At 58.8% G+C, this 19,507-nt stretch carries 23 protein-coding genes; 16 read left to right on the top strand and 7 right to left on the bottom strand.

Going from position 1 to position 19,507, the window contains the following annotated elements; translation table 11 throughout:
• Positions 1-11 precede the first annotated feature (11 nt).
• From repC to repA, 3 genes are all read right to left on the bottom strand, one after another.
• Entirely contained in the window at positions 12-1,214 is a 1,203-nt protein-coding gene (repC, locus tag RGR602_RS23395; RefSeq protein ID WP_040114423.1) for a plasmid replication protein RepC, read from the bottom strand.
• Positions 1,215-1,408: 194 nt separating this feature from the next.
• Complete coding sequence (repB, locus tag RGR602_RS23390; protein ID WP_040114422.1) at positions 1,409-2,440, bottom strand: plasmid partitioning protein RepB; 1,032 nt, start codon at positions 2,438-2,440, stop codon at positions 1,409-1,411.
• Entirely contained in the window at positions 2,437-3,720 is a 1,284-nt protein-coding gene (gene repA / locus RGR602_RS23385) for a plasmid partitioning protein RepA (RefSeq protein ID WP_040114421.1), read from the bottom strand. Before repA ends, repB begins: the two co-directional genes overlap by 4 nt.
• Before the next feature lie 321 nt (positions 3,721-4,041).
• Between repA and traI the strand changes: the two genes are divergently transcribed.
• From traI to RGR602_RS23320, 13 genes are all read left to right on the top strand, one after another.
• Positions 4,042-4,665: an acyl-homoserine-lactone synthase gene (gene traI, locus RGR602_RS23380; protein ID WP_040114420.1), complete on the top strand. Its 624-nt coding sequence runs from the start codon at positions 4,042-4,044 to the stop codon at positions 4,663-4,665.
• A gap of 10 nt (positions 4,666-4,675) precedes the next feature.
• The gene (trbB, locus tag RGR602_RS23375; RefSeq protein WP_040114419.1) at positions 4,676-5,653 is read left to right on the top strand and encodes a P-type conjugative transfer ATPase TrbB; all 978 of its coding nucleotides are present in this window, start codon (positions 4,676-4,678) and stop codon (positions 5,651-5,653) included.
• A complete protein-coding gene (locus RGR602_RS23370; RefSeq protein ID WP_040114418.1) occupies positions 5,643-6,026 on the top strand; it encodes a TrbC/VirB2 family protein in 384 nt (127 codons plus the stop codon). Before trbB ends, RGR602_RS23370 begins: the two co-directional genes overlap by 11 nt.
• Positions 6,019-6,318 (top strand): conjugal transfer protein TrbD, encoded by a 300-nt coding sequence (locus tag RGR602_RS23365; protein ID WP_040114417.1) that lies wholly within the window; start codon positions 6,019-6,021, stop codon positions 6,316-6,318. The genes RGR602_RS23370 and RGR602_RS23365 overlap by 8 nt, the downstream gene beginning before the upstream one ends.
• 10 nt (positions 6,319-6,328) lie before the next feature.
• Positions 6,329-8,785: a conjugal transfer protein TrbE gene (locus RGR602_RS23360; protein WP_040114416.1), complete on the top strand. Its 2,457-nt coding sequence runs from the start codon at positions 6,329-6,331 to the stop codon at positions 8,783-8,785.
• Positions 8,757-9,560: a P-type conjugative transfer protein TrbJ gene (trbJ, locus tag RGR602_RS23355; RefSeq protein WP_040114415.1), complete on the top strand. Its 804-nt coding sequence runs from the start codon at positions 8,757-8,759 to the stop codon at positions 9,558-9,560. The genes RGR602_RS23360 and trbJ overlap by 29 nt, the downstream gene beginning before the upstream one ends.
• Positions 9,557-9,757 (top strand): entry exclusion protein TrbK, encoded by a 201-nt coding sequence (trbK, locus tag RGR602_RS23350; RefSeq protein WP_040114414.1) that lies wholly within the window; start codon positions 9,557-9,559, stop codon positions 9,755-9,757. Before trbJ ends, trbK begins: the two co-directional genes overlap by 4 nt.
• Entirely contained in the window at positions 9,751-10,932 is a 1,182-nt protein-coding gene (gene trbL / locus RGR602_RS23345) for a P-type conjugative transfer protein TrbL (RefSeq protein WP_040114413.1), read from the top strand. Before trbK ends, trbL begins: the two co-directional genes overlap by 7 nt.
• An 18-nt stretch (positions 10,933-10,950) precedes the next feature.
• Positions 10,951-11,613: a conjugal transfer protein TrbF gene (locus RGR602_RS23340; protein WP_040114412.1), complete on the top strand. Its 663-nt coding sequence runs from the start codon at positions 10,951-10,953 to the stop codon at positions 11,611-11,613.
• Between the two features lie 17 nt (positions 11,614-11,630).
• Entirely contained in the window at positions 11,631-12,443 is an 813-nt protein-coding gene (trbG, locus tag RGR602_RS23335) for a P-type conjugative transfer protein TrbG (RefSeq protein WP_040114411.1), read from the top strand.
• Between the two features lie 3 nt (positions 12,444-12,446).
• Positions 12,447-12,884: a conjugal transfer protein TrbH gene (gene trbH, locus RGR602_RS23330; protein WP_040114410.1), complete on the top strand. Its 438-nt coding sequence runs from the start codon at positions 12,447-12,449 to the stop codon at positions 12,882-12,884.
• Between the two features lie 11 nt (positions 12,885-12,895).
• Entirely contained in the window at positions 12,896-14,233 is a 1,338-nt protein-coding gene (trbI, locus tag RGR602_RS23325; RefSeq protein ID WP_052451722.1) for an IncP-type conjugal transfer protein TrbI, read from the top strand.
• 316 nt (positions 14,234-14,549) lie between these two features.
• Entirely contained in the window at positions 14,550-15,254 is a 705-nt protein-coding gene (locus RGR602_RS23320; protein ID WP_040114495.1) for an autoinducer binding domain-containing protein, read from the top strand.
• 3 nt (positions 15,255-15,257) lie between these two features.
• Here RGR602_RS23320 and RGR602_RS23315 read toward each other — a convergent pair whose 3' ends face one another.
• The gene (locus tag RGR602_RS23315; RefSeq protein WP_040114409.1) at positions 15,258-15,581 is read right to left on the bottom strand and encodes a transcriptional repressor TraM; all 324 of its coding nucleotides are present in this window, start codon (positions 15,579-15,581) and stop codon (positions 15,258-15,260) included.
• Positions 15,582-15,798: 217 nt separating this feature from the next.
• Between RGR602_RS23315 and RGR602_RS23310 the strand changes: the two genes are divergently transcribed.
• The 3 genes from RGR602_RS23310 (at position 15,799) to RGR602_RS23300 (ending at position 17,181) form a co-directional block, all read left to right on the top strand.
• Positions 15,799-16,014, top strand: coding sequence for a helix-turn-helix domain-containing protein (locus tag RGR602_RS23310; RefSeq protein WP_040114408.1), 216 nt, complete (start codon positions 15,799-15,801; stop codon positions 16,012-16,014).
• 160 nt (positions 16,015-16,174) lie between these two features.
• Positions 16,175-16,807: a DUF433 domain-containing protein gene (locus tag RGR602_RS23305; protein ID WP_040114407.1), complete on the top strand. Its 633-nt coding sequence runs from the start codon at positions 16,175-16,177 to the stop codon at positions 16,805-16,807.
• Positions 16,804-17,181, top strand: a complete 378-nt coding sequence (locus RGR602_RS23300; RefSeq protein WP_040114406.1) for a DUF5615 family PIN-like protein — start codon at positions 16,804-16,806, stop codon at positions 17,179-17,181. The genes RGR602_RS23305 and RGR602_RS23300 overlap by 4 nt, the downstream gene beginning before the upstream one ends.
• Before the next feature lie 21 nt (positions 17,182-17,202).
• Here RGR602_RS23300 and RGR602_RS23295 read toward each other — a convergent pair whose 3' ends face one another.
• Genes RGR602_RS23295 through traF form a run of 3 tightly spaced genes read right to left on the bottom strand, consistent with a single transcriptional unit; the run spans position 17,203 to position 19,493 of the window.
• Positions 17,203-17,817: a TraH family protein gene (locus RGR602_RS23295; RefSeq protein ID WP_040114405.1), complete on the bottom strand. Its 615-nt coding sequence runs from the start codon at positions 17,815-17,817 to the stop codon at positions 17,203-17,205.
• 16 nt (positions 17,818-17,833) lie between these two features.
• On the bottom strand, positions 17,834-18,997 hold the full coding sequence (locus RGR602_RS23290; RefSeq protein ID WP_040114404.1) for a conjugal transfer protein TraB: 1,164 nt from the start codon (positions 18,995-18,997) through the stop codon (positions 17,834-17,836).
• Positions 18,987-19,493 carry a conjugative transfer signal peptidase TraF gene (gene traF, locus RGR602_RS23285; RefSeq protein ID WP_052451721.1) on the bottom strand — a complete coding sequence of 169 codons (507 nt, stop codon included), beginning with the start codon at positions 19,491-19,493 and terminating at the stop codon, positions 18,987-18,989. Before traF ends, RGR602_RS23290 begins: the two co-directional genes overlap by 11 nt.
• Positions 19,494-19,507: the final 14 nt, after the last annotated feature.

Below are 19,507 nucleotides of genomic sequence, written 5' to 3'. Positions count from 1 at the left end.
TCACTCGATCCTCAACCGGTTTTCTGGCCAGAGCCTCCGTTCGCTCTTAGCAGCGCCATGAGAACCGGACCGAGGGAAAATTCGTCACGCTTCGTTTTCGAAGTTAGATCTCGCAGATATCCACCAGCCGAGTTGATGTGCCCTGCCCGCTCAAGAATGCAGGCGATCGTGGCGGCTGCATTTTCCGGTCCCATGGCATCACAAGCTTCCTGATAGGCGGACGGGCTAACGCCCAGCATCGATCGCACGGTGACGGCCGCCGCCATCAGATCTCGCCAGCTCCCTACCACTCCGCCAGGACCGTATGCCGCGATTTCAGGGCACGCCCGCAACACCATACCCAGCGGAAACGCCTTCGGCTGCACGTTCGTCCGTTCTCTCGGAATCGCGCCCTGCTCAGTTCTTGAGCTAGGTTCAAGTTCATTAATGGATTCGGTATCTGAATTCTGTATGTGGCGCTCATAGTGAGCATCATTGGTGCTATTATTTTCTGCTTTTTGCTGCAGATCCAATGTGTTGAGGATTTCTTCCTGCAACATATTCATTTCGTCGAGCAGGTCGCCCAGATCGGACGGCGTCGGGGAACGAGGTATGCGGCCGACCAACTCAACATATATAGCCTCAATTTTCTCCCAATCCCCATCCGCACCCTCTTCGATCGCGGCAGTGATGAGCTTGCGGACATCCCGCCGGCATATAGTGAGGTTTTCCTTCGCCCTTTTGAACGCTTTCCGATCCGCAGCAACTTGCTGCGCCATCTGAGCAAGTTCCTCGGAGCGCATGAGGAGCGGCGACAGATCGAATCCAAATGCGCTCTCGATAGCGCCGGCCCTGTCTTTGCGCGCGTAGCGCTTGCCGTTGGCGCTGTCCTTCCGAAGAATCAACCCAGCCTCGACTAGGAATGCTAGATGTCGGCGAAGCGTGGCACCCGCTATGCCGTGCGCACGAAGTGTGAGCTGAGCGTTCGACGGGAACACGACAAGCCCGGCGTCCTGACGCAGCTCATTTTCGGGATAGAAGCTCAAAAGAGCGTCTAGAATCGCCAAGCTGCGATCCTGGAGGCCGAGCAGTTCGCGCGCTGTGGAAACGTCGCGGAATATCTTCCATTTATCTGCCGACTTGCCCGACTCGATCTTTGTGGCGATCTGCCGTTTCACCAGGGCAAGCGTTACCGGCCGCCGCCCAAAGGGCGTCGTCACGAGCTCACTTTGCATTTTCCTTCACCTTCTAAGAGGCAAAAGAAAGCCGCTCACCAAAAACGGTGCCAAAGACTCTTGACTAGGATTCGGGGAAATGCGATTCTCTAGTTGTCACACAGAGAGAGAGGCTTCCACGACGGCAACGTTTGGGGGCCTTTTTCTTTTGCTACACTTCCTTTCCTCACTAAGCTCCAAAACCCTGACAGCTGTCAGGAATTCTCGTTTTCTCGCAGGCGGGCAAAACGCTCAGTAAGCGCTGGGAGCTCCGCCTCAACAAACTTCAAAAACTCGATACCGAGTGATCCCTCGGCCGAAATTCGAACTTCTTTCGAGGACATCGATAAGGCGCCGAGCTTTGTGCCGCTCTTGTCTGTAATCGGGCTCGGCTCCCGACGCCCACTCGCTGCCGGCTTGATGGCGTTCAACGCACGCTGAAACCTCTGATCGGAGGTCTCAGCCGCATCGCCATTCTTAACCAATGTCGCCCGCAGGGCATCAAGCGTTCCAGAGTCGCCCGCAACCGTCTTGGCAAGCTCGAGCCAGCGTGGCCGCCCTACCTTAGGCGCCCGCCCAATGGCCTCAATGATATCCGCGGGAATGATCCTGTAGACATTCCGCATCCGTGCCAGTTCGGCGTCTTCGATCGAAAGCGCGGCGTAGATGTGGCGCGGCTTGATCCCCGCAACATCCATTCTCGATGCAAATAGCGCGCGCTCGATCCAGGTCAGGTCTTGGCGACTCGCGTTTTCGATACCTTGTGCGAGAACGAGGTCGAGGTCGGTAATCTCCACCTCGATGGCTCGAACGGGCTTGCCGAGCTGCTTGGCAGCAAGCCAGCGCCGGTGACCGTAGACGATCTGATACCGTCCGGCTAACGACGGGTGTTTACGGACCTGGACGGGAACTTTTTGTCCCTCAGTCTCAATCGACCGCTTGAACGCCTCAAAACTCGCTCCGTCATCATCGGGCAGCCTGTCTGGGTAAGGGGAGGGGTCAATGAGAGAAGGATCCAGCTCTCGAACCGCACCGCCGCCCGCCTCGACAAGAGCCTTCAACCGATCTCGCTCTGATCTGATGTCGTCGATTGCCCGGTGGGCCGCGCCAATGACACCAGCCCCGACACGATTGCCGGAAGGCAGAGCCGGAGGCTCAGGCTGCTGGTCAGTTGTCTGGCTATTCTCCAGCTCTGCGGAAAGCAGCCCGAAGCTGGCGACAATGGACTTGCGGGGTGATTTGCTCATGTCCGCCCCCAGCTATCGTTGATGAGGCGAACTATCGCCTCGTTTACGGCGTCTACCGCCTCACGAGCGCGTTTTTGAGTATCACGACCGATTTGTCCCATCTCGAGCTCGTATATCGAACGTTTTGCTAGGCCGGCGGCCTCGACCGCAGTGCTCTCGATGGCGGTCGGCAAAAAGACATCAGCGCCGAACAAGTGCCTAAGCATCGCGACGACCTGTGACTGCGGAGCGTCATTTGGGTTGTGCCGTGTTACCAAGTAACGGATGAAATCCTGATCCAGCTGGGCGCCGCTCTCGTTGAGGACACTAATCAGATCGCCCATCATGAGAAGAAACTGGCTCATCGATGCGACGTCCAGCATGGCCGGATGGACCGTTATGATCATGCTCGTCGCCGCGTATATCGCGCTCAGGGTTAGAAAGCCGAGCGACGGCGGAGTATCGAGGATCACGAGATCGTAGTCCGTCTCGACTTCCGAAAGGGCTAGCTTCAATCGCTCGAAGAAGATTGCGCCCGAGCTCGACTTATTCGCCAAAACCCGTGGCGTTTCGTGCTCATACTCCATGACTTCCAGATTTCCCGGAATGAGGTCAATGCCATCGAAGTATGTCTTGCGGATGATATCGCGGATTGGACGACGTTCGGTCTCATCGTAGCGCAGGGCGGCGTAAATCGTTTCATTTGACCCAACGTCGATCTCTGGCTGAGCACCAAACATAGCGGACAGGGATGCTTGAGGATCCAAATCCAGTGCAAGGACGCGGTAACCGTGAAGCGCGAGATAATGGGAGAGATGAACGCAGGTCGTGGTTTTTGCGCTGCCGCCCTTAAAGTTGGCTATTGCAACGACCTGGAGATGCTCGCCGGCGCGACGGCGAGGAAGGAATCGCAAGGCGTCCGCAGGTTTCTGCATTGCGAACAACTCACGCAGCTCATTGATCTGGGCCAGCGTGTAGACGCGATGGTTATTCTCCAGCCTGCTGGGAACCGGTCCACGTCCTTCGGTAGACATGAGCTTCAGGGTGGAATCGGGTATAGACGTGAGCTTCGATACTTCATTGGTCAGAAACGGACGCAGGATCTTTTCCGACTTTGGAGGATACATGCGAGTTCTGAGCTGCTGCAATTGCCCGGACAGAAGCCCTGCGTGACGCATGATTTTGCCGCCAGCATCTTCCTTGGAGCCGACAACTGATTCTACTCGGTTTGCTATCGCCATCTGTTCCTCTTGGCGGCCTTCAACCGGTTTACCGGCCATTGCCCGCCAGAGATAGAACATGATTCTCCCAAACGCGTCCAGAAGTTTAGAGTTAACAAGTGGTTAAAGGCTTGGGAATGATGCACAAGCGGTTTTTCCGATTTTTGTATTTCCGCTCCGAGGGTTAGCCCAGCTCTCCTATGTCCTTGATCTCGAATTGTTCTCCTGTGAATCCTACAAGTAACGAACGCGAATGAGCTGGCAGACCACCATGGGATGTCATCGCACTTTCGACAAATGGGCGATGCGGCACAGCTGAACCGACCTTGTAGAATTCGACAACTGCCGCACCGCTTCGATCCGTGCTCATTTCCCAGCCGTCATTCAATGACGGAGAAAATCATGCATATGATCGCTATCTCTACCGCAAGGACTCATCGCGAGCACCAGCTCCTCGATGCCCACCACTCCTTGCGGGCACATGTCTTTTCCGATCGGCTCGGCTGGGAGGTCGACGTTGTCGATGGCCGAGAGGAGGATTCGTTCGACAATCTCCGGCCCGTTTACATCCTCGCGGTCTCTTCCGACAACCGCGTTGCGGGCTGCGCCAGGCTTCTTCCAACCCTGGGTCCAACAATGGCCGAAAACGTCTTTTCGTCGCTCCTTCCAGGAGGACGGCTCCATGCCCATTCGGCGATGATCGAGAGCTCCCGCTTCTGCGTAGACACGACGCTTACGGAGAGAACGGGAGACGGGTCGGTCCATGAGACGACGCTGACCATGTTCGCAGGCATCATCGAATGGTGCGTGGCGAATGGCTACACCGAGATTGTCACTGTGACTGACGTTCGATTCGAGCGGATCCTCGCTCGTGTCGGATGGCCGCTGCAGCGTTTGGGTGAGCCCAAGAAGATCGGCATGACGATAGCCGTGGCGGGCACGCTGCCCGCCAATGCGGACATATTCCTTAAGCTTCGCCCCTCCAATTATCGCTCTGAAGTCACCCATCTCAGCCAATCAGCGTAAGGAGAAATCCGTGAACCAGCTTCGTTCGCACCCGCGGCTTGTCCGCAAAATTCAGGAGGCGCTCGGCGATCAGCTATGCGTTGCGCTGAACGACAAAAATGTCGTTGAGATCATGCTCAATCCGGACGGAAGGCTGTACATCGAACGACTCGGTCATGGCGTTGCTCCCGCCGGCGAAATGTCCGCAGCCGCCGCAGAAATGGTGATCGGAACCGTGGCGCATGCGCTTCAGTCCGAAGTCGGCCCGGAACAACCGATCATCTCCGGCGAACTGCCGATCGGCGGCCACCGCTTTGAAGGGCTCTTGCCCCCCGTGGTCGCCAACCCTGCCTTCACCATCCGCCGTCGTGCCTCGCGCCTCATTCCGCTTGAAGACTATGTGGGCTCTGGCGTGATAAGCGGGTATCAGGCGTCCACGATCCGCAGTGCAATCTCTTCGCGCTTGAACATTGTTATTTCCGGGGGAACCGGTTCAGGCAAGACGACGCTCGCAAACGCAGTTATCGACGAGATCGTCAAATCCGCGCCGGAGGATCGGCTCGTCATTCTTGAGGACACTGCGGAAATTCAGTGCGCGGCTGAAAACGCCGTTCTCCTGCATACCAGCGATACGGTCGACATGGCGCGGCTCTTGAAGAGCACCATGCGCTTGCGTCCCGACAGGATCGTCGTGGGTGAAGTCCGTGACGGCGCTGCCCTTACACTACTCAAGGCCTGGAACACCGGCCATCCGGGAGGTGTGGCGACAATTCACTCTAACACCGCCATGTCGGCGCTGCGTCGCCTTGAGCAGCTGACAGCCGAGGCAAGCCAGCAGCCGATGCACGAGGTGATCGGCGAGGCTGTCGATCTCATCATTTCGATCGAGCGGACGCCGCGCGGGCGGCGCGTTCGCGACGTCATCCACGTCGAGCGGTTTGCGGGCGGTCAATACGAGATCGAATCCGATCAGCTCACCGAAGAACAGGAGGCGCGCCATGTCGCATAAGCATGCACTCATCGCCGTCGCGCTCATTGCAGCGTCCAGTCTTTTCGCATCGGTCGCGCCGGCACTGGCCAGTTCCGGCGGCAGCCTTCCTTGGGAGGGACCGCTCGAGCAAATTCAGGAATCCATCACTGGCCCAGTTGCCGGCTATATCGCGCTTGCGGCCGTCGCAATCGCAGGCGGCATGTTGATCTTTGGCGGGGAGCTGAACGATTTCGCGCGGCGGCTTGTGTACGTCGTACTCGTCGCCGGCATCCTGCTCGGCGCCACCACCATCGTGGGCTTGTTCGGTGCGACGGGCGCCTCGATCGGGCTGACGGACGCGCAGATCACGTCGACTGGTTCGACCGGAGAAGGGGAGGGGGCTCATGGCTGAGTCGCTGTCCGGCCTGCAGCGCAATCGTATCCACCGCGCTCTGTCCCGCCCGAACCTGCTGATGGGCGCGGACCGGGAGCTAGTATTGATCACGGGTCTTGCGGCCGTGATCCTGATCTTCGTCGTCCTCACGGTCTATTCGGCGCTCTTCGGCGTCGCCGTCTGGATCGTGATCGTCGGGCTGCTCAGGATGATGGCGAAGTCCGATCCGCTCATGCGGCAGGTCTACGTGCGACACATTTCCTACAAGCCATATTACAAGGCGACCACATCGCCGTGGCGACGGTTTTGAGGGGGCGGTTGTGGTAGGTCTCAAACGCTTCCGGGCCACGGGCCCATCCTTTGCGGATCTCGTTCCATATGCCGGTCTAGTCGACAATGGCGTCCTCCTGCTGAAGGACGGAAGCCTGATGGCCGGCTGGTACTTTGCCGGCCCCGATTCCGAAAGTGCGACCGACATCGAACGCAATGAGGTGTCGAGGCAGATGAATGCGGTCCTGTCGCGGCTTGGAAGCGGCTGGATGATCCAAGCCGAGGCCATCCGCATTCCGACGGTCGACTATCCATCGGAGGACCGTTGCTATTTCCCTGACCCGGTCACGCGCGCGATTGACGCCGAGCGCCGGGCGCATTTCGCGCGCGAGCAGGGGCATTTCGAGAGCAAGCACGCCCTGATCCTGACCTACCGGCCGCTCGAGTCCAAGAAGATCGCTCTCAGCAAATACATCTATGCCGACGGGGAGAGCCGTAGGACGTCCTATGCGGACACGGTGCTCTTCGTTTTCAAGAACGCCATCCGCGAAATCGAGCAGTATTTCGCGAACACGTTATCGATCCGGCGAATGGAAACCCGCGAAACGGTCGAGAGGGGAGGGGAGCGGATTGTCCGGTATGACGAACTGCTTCAGTTCGTCCGCTTCTGCATCACCGGGGAAAGCCATCCGATCCGGCTTCCGGATGTCCCCATGTATCTCGATTGGATCGCCACGGCCGAGCTTGAGCACGGGCTGACGCCGAAGATTGAGAACCGATACCTCAGCGTTGTCGCTATCGACGGCCTGCCGGCAGAGAGCTGGCCGGGCATTTTGAACAGCCTCGACCTGATGCCGCTCACCTATCGGTGGTCGTCGCGCTTCATCTTCCTCGATGCCGAGGAAGCGAGAGCGAAGCTCGAACGCACGCGAAAGAAGTGGCAACAGAAGGTACGGCCGTTTTTCGACCAGCTCTTTCAGACGCAATCGCGTTCCGTCGATCAGGACGCGATGACCATGGTGGCTGAGACCGAGGATGCGATCGCGCAAGCCTCGTCGCAACTGGTTGCCTATGGCTACTACACACCTGTTGTCATCCTCTTTGATTCAGACCGCGAGGCGCTGCAGGAGAAGGCTGAAGCCATCCGGCGGCTGATCCAGGCCGAAGGTTTCGGCGCGCGGATCGAAACGCTCAACGCCACCGACGCCTTCCTCGGAAGTCTTCCGGGGAATTGGTATAGCAACATCCGCGAGCCGCTGATCAACACCAGCAATCTCGCCGACCTGATCCCCCTCAACGCGGTCTGGTCGGGAAACCCGGTTGCTCCGTGCCCGTTCTACCCCCCGAACTCGCCGCCGCTGATGCAGGTCGCAAGCGGCTCCACGCCGTTCCGGCTCAACCTGCATGTGGATGATGTCGGCCACACGCTGATCTTCGGTCCGACCGGATCCGGCAAATCGACACTCCTGGCACTGATCGCTGCACAGTTTCGTCGCTACCAAAATGCGCAGATCTTCGCGTTTGACAAGGGAAGCTCGCTTCTGCCCCTGACGCTCGCCGCGGGTGGCGATCACTATGAGATCGGCGGCGACAACGCGGAAGAGGGGAGGGCTCTGGCGTTCTGCCCGCTTTCCGGCCTCGGAACCGACGCCGATCGGGCCTGGGCGACGGATTGGATCGAGATGCTGGTCGGCCTGCAGGGCGTCTCCATCACCCCCGATCATCGCAACGCCATCTCCCGCCAGGTCGGCCTGATGACCAGCGCGGCCGGCCGCTCGCTCTCGGATTTCGTCAGCGGCGTGCAGATGCGCGAGATCAAGGATGCGCTTCATCACTATACCGTCGACGGGCCGATGGGTCAGCTCCTCGATGCGGAAGAGGACGGTCTATCGCTTGGCGCCTTCCAGACCTTCGAGATCGAGCAGCTCATGAACATGGGTGAGCGCAATCTCGTGCCGGTCCTGACCTACCTATTCCGCCGGATCGAGAAGCGCCTGGATGGGTTCCCGAGCCTGATCGTGCTCGACGAGGCCTGGCTGATGCTCGGCCATCCGGTATTCCGCAGCAAGATCCGCGAATGGCTGAAGGTGCTGCGTAAGGCGAACTGCGCTGTCGTTCTCGCGACCCAGTCGATCTCGGATGCCGAACGGTCCGGCATCATCGACGTGCTGAAGGAATCTTGCCCGACGAAGATATGCCTTCCGAATGGCGCCGCTCGCCAACCCGGCACGCGGGAATTCTACGAGCGGATTGGCTTCAACGAACGCCAGATCGAGATCGTTTCCGGCTCGATCCCCAAGCGAGAATACTACGTCGCCACCCCCGAGGGGCGGCGGCTTTTCGACATGTCGCTTGGACCCGTTGCCCTCAGCTTTGTCGGGGCGTCCGGCAAGGAAGACCTGAAGCGCATCCGGGCGCTGAAATCCGAACATGGTCACGACTGGCCGATCCACTGGCTACAGACGAGAGGAGTCCGTGATGCCGTATCGCTGCTCAATTTCGAATAAATGGCTCGCCGGCCTGGTGGCCGCTGCGTTGACGATCATGGCCGTGACGCCGGCACATGCCGGCACGGCCACGGGTGCTGCAACCGAATGGACGCAGGTTCTCAACAACGGCGAACTCATCTCCTTAGTCGGGAAGTCGGGTGAGCAGATCCAGAACCAGATCACGCAGATCAGCCAGCTCGCCGAGCAGATCCAGAACCAGCTGAAGATCTACGAGAACATGCTGCAGAACACCGCCCAGCTTCCAAACCATATTTGGGGACAGGTGGAGAGCGACCTCAATCAACTCCGAAATATTGTCGAGCAGGGACAGAGCATTTCGTTTTCGATGGGGAATTCGGACGATGTGTTGCAGCAGCGCTTCAAGAGCTACGCTGACATCAAGACCAACTTGCCGAGTAATGCGACATTCTCGTCCACCTACCAGTCATGGTCGGACACCAACCGCGACACGATCGCCGGTACGCTGAAGGCGGCGAGCCTCACCTCCGACCAGTTCGATAGTGAGGAAGACACGATGTCCTCATTGCGCTCGATGTCCGAGACGGCTGACGGACAGATGAAGGCCCTGCAGGTCGGGCACCAAATCGCCGCTCAACAAGTCGCGCAGATGCAGAAACTTCGCGGTCTCGTCTCGCAACAGATGACGATGATGGGGACATGGCTCCAGACCGAACAGACCGACAAGGACTTGGCGCAGGCGCGGCGGGAAAAGTTCTTTAACGCCGGGGCAAAAAGCATTCCAGAGGGTCAGAAAATGGAGCCTCGCTGGTGAGCCGCGTCCTCCTGATTGCCCGGCTGTCGGCTGTTGCCGCTGTATCGGCTGCTGCGGCCGTGCTGATCGTCAACTCCAGAGACAGCGGCAAACCCGCGCTCCCCGAGGAACAGCGCGCTGCCCGGGAGAATTTCTTCGGATCTGAGAAGCAGCTGCCGCCGATCAAGAATGGTCAGGAGATGCGGCCGAGATGGTGAAGGTAAACGTTGCACGTCCATTGCTGATCGCAGGGCTTCTTTTCATCGCCTATGCCGTACCGGCTTTCGCGCAGGAGGGACAGGTCCTCACGGAATTGGAAAACCAGGTCTCGTCCGCTGCGAAGGGGTGGGAGACCACCATCATGGATGCGGCGAAATCCCTTTTCTGGATCCTCGCGGCAATCGAGATTGGCATTGCCGCCGTCTGGCTCGCGATCCAAGCCGCGTCGCTGGACAGCTGGTTCGCCGAACTGGTTCGTCGGATCATGTTCGTCGGCTTCTTCGCATTTGTTCTCGAGCAAGGTCCGACGTTTGCGCGAGCCGTGGTCGACAGCCTTTTCCAAATTGGCGCCGGCGGCGGTTCGGCTTCGCCCGCTGAAGTGTTTGACGCTGGCATCCGGGTCGCCTCGCAAATGTCGGAACAAGCAAAGTTCGGTGTGTTCGAGGACAATGCACTTGCGATCGCGGCGGTGTTGGCAATGGGCATTGTCGTCATCTGCTTTTCGCTTGTCGCAGCGATTTTCGTGTCGGTCATGGTCGAGATGTACGTCGGCCTGCTCGCCGGCATGATTATGCTCGGACTCGGCGGCTCATCCTTCACGAAAGATTTTGCTATTCGCTACCTCGTCTACGCCTTCGGCGTCGGCTTGAAGCTCATGGCCTTGGTGATGATCGCCAAGATCGGGTCGAACGTCTTGCTGGGTCTTGCCCAGGCGCCCACCGCCTCGTCCGATCAGTTCGTTACGACCTTGGCCATCGCCGGTATTTCCGTCGTGGTCTTCATCATCGCCATGTATGTCCCGAACATTATTCAGGGCGTTGTGCAGGGCGCATCAGTTTCCGCAGGAATGGAAGCGATCCGCCATGGCGGACAAGCCGCCTCGTTCGCCGCAGGTACGGGCTTCCTCGCCGCAGGCGCGGCCGGCGCGGGCTTTGCGGCGGCTCAAGCGGCCCGCGCTGCAGGGTCGTCTGTCGCAGGGGCCGCTCTTCGCGGCATGGGCGCGAGCTTCAGCTCCGGCGCACAGGCTGCGGGATCGGCCGCGAAGGAAAAGGCGATCGGCTCTCCAGGCGCTTATGCCGGGTCCATTCTCGGTTTGGCCAACGCCAAGCTCGATGAACAGCGCAGCGGTCACAGCGGACCCAAGACCCCTCCCGAACGCAACGACAAACCGTAATCAGAAAGCGAGGGTTAGATGGCCGCAAACCGCGCCCCAGAAAATCCGTACCTTGCCGCCCGCCAGGAATGGACCGAACGCTATGGCTCCCATGTGCAGGCTGCTGCCGCATGGCGCATCGTCGGCATTCTTGGCCTCGCCATGGCCGTCATCGGCTTCAGCTACGCGATGTATCTCAGTACCCAGGTCAAGCTGGTGCCCTATATCGTTGAGGTCGACAAGCTCGGAACGTCGATCACAGCCGGGTTTGCCGAGCAGATAGAATATGCCGATGCACGTGTCGTGCGCGCGACGCTCGGCAATTTCGTCACCAGCTTCCGCTCCATTACGCCTGATGCGGTGGTGCAGAAGCAATATATCGATCGGACCTACGCGCTTCTTCGCACCTCCGATCCGTCGACCCAGAAGATCAACGCCTGGTTCCGCGGCAATTCGCCGTTCGAGAAGGCGAAGACATCGACGGTCGCCATCGAGGTCAACAACATTGTGGCGCTCTCGAACCAAACCTACCAGATCGACTGGACGGAATATGAGCGTGACCGGAACGGCAAGGAAACCGGAACGCGCCGTTTCCGGGGGATCGCAACGGTGGCGCTGACCACGCCACAGGACGAGGCGACCATCCGACTCAATCCGATCGGTCTCTATGTCCGGGACTTCGACTGGACGGCACAGCTTTAAGGGCAGGGGATTTCTCAATGCACAGAACAGGATTGATCGCAGCCGCCAGCTGCATGGCCGGACTCTTGCTCGCGATGGGCGCTCAAGCGCAGAGCATGACAACGAATGAGGTGAGGGGCACGAATATTTCGGGGAAATGGCGCGGCACACCGGGCCTCGTCACGAAAGGACCGGACGGGAAGGTGATCTTCCTGTTTGGCGAAACGCAGCCGTCTGTCGTCTGCTCACCTCTGCAGGTCTGCGATATCGAATTGCAGGGCGGCGAGATCGTTCGCGATGTCCTCGTCGGCGACACTGTGCGCTGGAAGGTAGAACCTGCGACCTCTGGTGCTGCCGGTGGGCAGGCAATCCATCTTATCGTCAAACCGTCGGAGCCAGGCCTTCTCACCTCGATGATCGTCACGACCTCCCGGCGAACCTACCATATCCAGCTCAAGTCCCATCCCAGCCAGTATATGGCGCGCGTCGGTTTCGAGTATCCGGAAGACGTGACGACCAAGCTCGCCGACATCAATGCCCGGCTCGAAACCGGCGGCATTCCCGGCACGGCGCCGGACAAGCTCAACTTCTCCTATTCAGTCAGCGGAAGCGCCTCGTGGAAGCCGAAACGGGTCTATTCGGACGGGGTGAAAACCTACATCCAGTTCCCGAAGTCGACCTCCGGCCGGGATGCGCCGGTTCTTTTCGTCGTGTCAGGTGGCCAGAACCGCATCGTCAACTATCGGATGAAAAACGACATGATGATCGTCGACTATGCGGTGGACAAGGCGATCCTCGTTTCCGGGGTCGGTTGGCGGCAACAGAAAATCACCATCCGACGGGGAGGGTGAACGATGCGGACGCTTCTCATGCTTATCGCCGCCGCTGCTCTGCTTTCGGGTTGCCAAACGACTGACGACGCTCTGACCACCAGTTCAACCCCGGTAGCCGTCACCGGACCAACCGCAACCGCCATCGCCGGCGACATGGCAAATCGCCTCGCTGAACAGATCGGCCCGGCCGGAACGACCACCATCAAGATGGACAAGGGCACATCGGAATTCGCCATCGCGCTCGAGGCGGCCCTGAAAGGACGGGGCTACTCGGTGGTTGGGGATGGCAAAGTCGCCAAGGACGCCAAACCGGTCGAGCTTGCCTATGCGATCGATGGCTTCGACGGACAGGTTCTGGCGCGGCTTTCGACGCCTTCCATTGCCCTTGGCCGTGCTTATACGCCGACTACGGCCGGCGCCACGCCGGCAAGTCCAATTTCGATCATGCAGCGCAACTGACGGAGGAGAATATGGTCCAGTCGCTCCAGCTTGGTGCCCCCAACCAAGCCGACGATCAGCAGGGCATGCGCCGCCTCAATCGCCTGCCGATCATCGTCGCCATCATGATCATCGCGCTGTTCATCGGCGTGGTCGTGATTGGCCTGTCATGGCGCGGTCTCTCCTTCAACCGTGGCAGCGACATCGAAAACGCCTCCAATACCCCCGCGACAAGTTTCGGTGACCAACTAAAACGGGGTATATCGGATGGAATTATCGGCGAACCGGCTGAGCGCGAGGCGTTCCAGCCGACCCCTGTCATTGAGCACAAGGTCGACAAAGAGGAACCGGTTGGTGAACGCCAGCCCGCAGAACGGGAAGAGCGGCGGCCCAGGCTCGAATCCGAAGAGGAGTGGAAGGCTCGCCTGAAGCGAGAACAGGATGAACAGTATATGCGCGAGGCCCAGCGTCAGCGGATGGCTCGCCTCCAGGCGCGCGCTACGGCGCTCGATTCGCCGCTGAAGGTAGACACATCCAATGTCGACAAGGCTTCAGACCTCACGAACACGGGCCGACAGACGACAAATGCCGCGGTAAACAGTGCCTCAGACCTCTATGCCGCCGCGATGAAATCTGGTCTGATGGGCCAGAACTTCGATCAGAACGGCCAGACATCGAAGGAGGATTTCTTCAATCAGAATATCAAGGATCTTGGTTACCTGCCTGACCAGGTCGTGCCACAGATGTCACCCTACGAATTGAAGCGCGGCTCGATCATTCCGGCGACCTTGATCACCGGCCTAAATTCCGACTTGCCAGGGCGCATGACCGCTCAGATCAGCCAGAATGTCTACGACAGCGCGACCGGGTATCGCCTGCTCATCCCGCAGGGCGCAAAGCTGTTCGGCCGTTACGATTCCAAGGTGTTCTTTGGTCAGGAACGTGTTCTCGTCGTCTGGACCGACCTCATTTTCCCGAACGGGTCGACCCTGCAGATTGGCGGCATGGCCGGCACGGACGCGGAAGGCTACGGCGGGCTCAAGGACAAGGTGGATCGCCATCTTTGGCGGACCTTCGGGTCGGCCGCGCTGGTCGCGATCATCGGAACCGGGATCGACATGTCGTTGCCTGAAAGTTCGACTCTTGCGACGCAAGATACGGCGTCGGACGCAGCACGACGGAATTTTGCGGAAAGCTTCGGTCGCGTCGCGGAACAATCGATCTCGAAGAACCTCAACGTACAGCCGACGATCCGCATCCGTCCTGGCTACGAGTTCAATGTCCTGGTAGATCAGGATATTGTTTTTCCCTCAGCCTATGGCGACCACCAGTCGGGGATCAGAAATCCCGGTTTGCCGATAATCAGGTGAGGCTGGTCGAACCCTTCCACACCGCCGCAATCAGGTATCAGCAGAATCTCTGATTCTTTTGATATGTTATAGACTAACGGCACTTGAATGCCCGGAAAACGGGAAGTAGACCTATCGTGCATCGATCGTGGATATGCTTCGCGTAGCAGGGCACCTCATGTTTTCATTGGAAAAGAAGCGGGCGGACAGTTCGCAGTCATCGTCCGATGTCCCAAGTGGCTCCGGTCGGCGAACGTTGCACCGTCTAACCAACGCCGCGTGAAAGGCGCGACGGATGGAAGGCGCGCAGCTGGGCAAGAACATAGGAGAAAAGTCAGTGGACGGAGACCTTCGCTCCCTCATCGACATGGCAGAAGCCGCGCGCGATGAACGTATGATCAAAAGCGCTCTGAATAGATTCGCGAATTCTTGTGGCTTTGAGCGTTTCGCCTATCTGCAAACCGAAGGCGCTGAAATCCGTACGTTCAATTCCTATCCCGAGGAATGGCAGGATATTTATCTCGGCAGCCGATATTTCCTCATCGATCCAGTCGTCACGGAAGCCAAGCGTCGCATGGAGATGTTTTCCTGGACGGCCGATGACTGGCCGGCTCGTGGAGCGTCCGAACTCAGGCGCTTTCGGGACCAAGCCATCGAACACGGCATTCGTAGTGGGGTGACGATTCCTGTCGAAGGAAGTTTTGGCTCCACGATGATGCTGACGTTTGCCTCCTCGGAGAAGAAGGCCGACCGTTCAATATTGCAGGACGGGCAAAAAGCGATACAGGCGGTCATCGCGATTCACTACCGCCTGAAAATCATAGCTGCGGCGACAATCGTCGCCCCGAAAGGGCTCCTTTCACCAAGAGAAGCGATGTGCGTCATGTGGGCGGCAAAGGGCAAGAGTGCCCCGGAAACCGCGATGCTGACGGGAATCAATCCGAGAACAGTGCAGCACTACCTCGACAGTGCGCGCCGAAAGCTTGAAGCAGCAACCGTTGCGCAACTCGTAGCGATCGCTAAAGATCACGGTCTCGTTTGAACGTCATTCATCGCCATCCGAGGGAACATCAGGGACATAGCCAAGCGCGTCGATGATGTCCGAAAGTTCCTCCTGCTGGGCTTCGGATTTCTTCTGACGCGCGATATACTCGTCTTGCAGGTTCTTGAGTACGGCGCTGGAGACGGACGGGTCGGCGCTCGCGCGAGTCCACTCCTCATAGACAGCTTCGTCGGCGGCGAGAAGGCTGCGGTGTTCGCTGATCGCGGAAACCGCCAGCGCCTCCAATTCTGACTTGTGCATCGACCTGTAGCGAGATCCTGTTGCCTTCCGTTGGTCATTCGCCTCGGATGAGCCCACATCGTTCATCCGTTTCTCCTCAAACTTCATTCTCTCACCGATCGGAACCAAAGCCTCGTCCGCATTATATCCGTTAAGCCGCTACATCCAATTTTTCTAGGGTTAGGACAAGGCCGCTGATTTAACCTCGACATTTAAGCCACCGCTCTGGACGGACAGGTGTTCGAGCGCGTTTACACACTTTAGTTGATAAACTTAAAGTATGTAAACCGCGATTTTCCGCGTCATGGATATGCGCAAACTCGTGGGGAGAAATTTCGCCCTTCTGCGTCGGGAGCAGGGCCTGACTCAGGAGGACGTTCAAGCTCGCTCCGGGTTTAGCCAACAATATATTAGCGGCTTGGAGCGCGGACGGCGTAACCCGACGATTATCACGCTCTATGAGCTTGCGCAGGCGCTTGGTGTCAGCCATGAGGAATTGGTTAAGTCAAGGCGCGATTAGTGCCTTCTAACAAACGCTCTCCTCGGTCCAAGCGCGAATTTTTTAAATCTCTTCATCAGCGAAAAATGTTCCAGTGAGAGCGACCACCAGCCAAGGCCGAGTGGTCAATCTTTACGCCAGGCGTCAGTTGCGTTATATATTCTTCGCAAGGAGAATGATTATGGCTACGACATCACGCGCCTACACGCCTGCCGAGGCTGCAGCTGTCAGTGAGATCGCTGTAAAATCGGTACACAATGCGATTGACAAGCGGATCATCGCGACTCATCCGTTCAGCAGTGAGCGCCGAGCACTCACCGATGAGGATCTACTTCGCTTGAAGCTCTGGTATGGCGTCGGATCGATCTTGTCTGCTGAGCGTCGCAAACGTCTATTCGATACCATCGACCAGAACCCCGACGCCAATACGATAAGGGCAGACGACTATTTGATCGTCGATGTCGCTCGGGCAAGAGAGCAGTTGGCCGCACGCGCCGAAGCACTTGGGGAAGCTGAGAAAATCATTCACAGCGTGAAAGGCGTCGTTGGCGGCGAACCAGTCTTCAAAGGGACGCGTGTTCCAGTACGGATGATTGCCGCGATGAAAATCCAGGGCGCGAGCACCGAGGAAATTGTCGAGGGCTATCCATCGCTGACCGAGCGAATGGTGGAGCTCGCGGAAATCTGGACAGCGGCACATCCCGCCCGGGGGCGGCCGCGAAAGCTTTCCGATCAAGGACTGAAAGTGAAGTCGGTAAAGCGTTTGAAACTTTCAAATGAAGGCGCCCGAAAACCGTCGGGCGCCACCTCGTGAAGTTTCTCATCGATGAATGCCTTCATTCGTCTCTCGTGGCCGTGGCCCAAGGTCACGGCCACGATTGTTTCCGCGTCAATTGGCTCGGACTGAGCGGCGAAGCCGATTGGGATCTCATACCTCGAATAATCGAGGGAGATTTCACCTTCGTCACGAAAGACGCCCGCGACTTTCGAAAACTCTATGCGAAGGAAGAATTGCACGCGGGCCTTGTGATCATCGTCCCGCAAGTCCTGCCTTCGCTGCAACGGGAGCTGTTTGATCTCATTCTTCAGGAACTGGTAGAGGCGCAATTGGTCAACGAGGTCATCGAGGTGACCATCGACGGAGATGAGGGGGCGGTTCTTGCGCGGTATTCGCTTCCGGAAGCTTAGCCGCTTTTGCGGGAAAAGGGGTCATTTTCCTCCGATCCTCGATAGGTCGATCCGCATTTCTGCGGATCCAACGCCGTGGCTTTTCTCGGGGCTTTCAGTGTTCGCATGGTCAACATGGCTGTCGCTTTTGGCTTCGTCCTCGTCTGAGGGCGACGCCCTATAGGGCGTCACGCTTCCTCCCGGATCAGGAGCTTGAAACACGCTCGCGCCCTCGAATTCGCCGGTCTTCCAGGCATAGACGGCATCCTCGAATATCTGAGGGAAGACATCGTCGTTCGCAGGGTTGCCGTACCACTTGGTGACGATCCTCAGGACCTTGGCGAACATCGCCGTGCCGCTCCGAAGATTCTCGCAAGCATCGACGAGGACCGGCTTCAAGTCAGCCGGTTCCTTGACTCCAACGCCAGCTGGATACTGCGTCAGGCCGACGCGGACGACAGCCCTCCCGGCATATTGGCGCACGATCGCCATCGCCTCGTCGGCTGATATGGCCTTCGGAACGAGGATCAACCGGCCGCTCATTTTGACGGTGACGGCGAGGGGATCGGCGGAGCCTGCGGCGGCCACGAATTGCTCGACGATAGCGGGCTTGAGAGAAGGGTCGGAGCATTCTTTGATCAGGGCGGCGTCGAGCATACGGTCTCCTCGGGCTTCAGGTGTTGAAGGAAAGAACAAGCGGTTTTGCGAATAGTTTTGCCCATGCCGTGGTACTGGCGCGCTGGATGGCGACTATAGATGTCCCTTTGGTCCACCATCCGTTTCCCACAGCGACGATAAAATCCGGATCCTGAAACATGGATTGCAGGGCGGGCCAAACGATCAGTTGCTCGTAGCAGATCAATGGTGCGGCCCGATTGGCGCCAATTGCTACGACCGGGTTGGCAAAGAAATGTGCCCGCGCACCGCCGCTCTTACCGATCAGCAACCGCCATGGCTGCCACATCGAGACTGGGACCGGCATCCGCTCACGATAGAGGAGCCGGCCTCCCTCGGCAGAGAGGGCGAGGAGCACATTGTCGTATCCGCCCGCATCGACGATTGCGGCGCCAGCGACAACAGAGATGCTGGTTCCCTGGAGAGCCCTTGTCCAGAGCCGTTCGACGGTCGGCGTCCAAAAGCCCAAGGCGCTTTCGGGCAGAACAACGGAGCGAATGCCGCGAGATGCCTGGTCCTTCACCGTTGCAATCAGATCACGGTGGCGCTGCATACTGGCGTCACGCCCCAGCGAAGCTGCCAATTCCAAATCGACGCCCTGCCAACCTTCGGGTAGTTTCGGCTCGGTCCAGACTGCGGCGGACCACACCCAAAAGCCTCCTAAGGCGATTGCGACAGCTGGCCATATGCGGGTTACGAGGCTCGCAAGGCCGGCTGTCATGGCCGCAAGTCCCCACCATCCCCATTGCGGAAACAGGACGCCGGCGGCGGTGACAGGATGCGCCCAGCCCGTGATACCGAATGGTGGAATGGCCATAAGGATGGCCGCCAGGAGATAGCGAAACGAACGAACGCCGTCGTACCTCGTCCAAAGAACCGCATGGACCGTGACAAAGCTGGTAGACGCACACAGCCAGAGCAGTACGCCCGGCCGGAGATCCGACGAAAAGAATGCCGCGACGCCTTGCGGCAAACCACGCGACGCCGCCAAAAAATATCCGGCGGAGACAAGCGCCGCTACCAGTCTCGATCGCGCGATCGACCAGATGATCGGAAACCCCAGCGCGACAGGCAGGAGCAGTACATGGCCGCTCCACCCCACCGCGCCCACTGTAATCGAGGCGAAGATCAGCAGCGTCGGCTGAAGGCGGTCACGGCGCATAGGTGAGCACCTCCTGCGCCAGACCGCAGATGCCGGAAGCGGGCATTGGGCCAAAGTAGCGGGAGTCGTAGGAGCCGGCGAACGGGGAATGCAGGAAGACTTGCCCCCGTGGCACGACGCCACTCGGAAATGGCGACAGCGGCCGACCCTTTCCGTCTCGAAGCGCGAGGCCCGAAGCAGGAACCACCTGCCCGTCTACGTTTACGCCAGCGCCGATTTCGACATGCTGTCCCGCGACGGCGATGATCGTCTTGATGAGCGGCGCAACGCCGCTCCGGCAAAGACCGGAGCGCAGATAGCCGCGCGATAGCGCCTCCCGCATTCCGGCCGTTTCCGGCGGGCAGATGAACACCAGGTCATCGACAGCTGCCGGACGATCAAGTGGAACAATGCGCCAGAGACCGAGCGGCTCGCTCGGTGTCAGATTGATACGGTAGCCGCCCAAGAAGGCGGCCATCGCGAGCAGGACGGTAATCCCGGCCACGACGGATAGCATGGTAGCCGTTCGTT

This window comes from Rhizobium gallicum bv. gallicum R602sp (assembly GCF_000816845.1).
GTDB classification, from domain to species: Bacteria; Pseudomonadota; Alphaproteobacteria; order Rhizobiales; family Rhizobiaceae; genus Rhizobium; species Rhizobium gallicum.
Note: the sequence above shows the minus strand (reverse complement) of the source record. Positions and strands in the feature narration are given on the sequence as shown.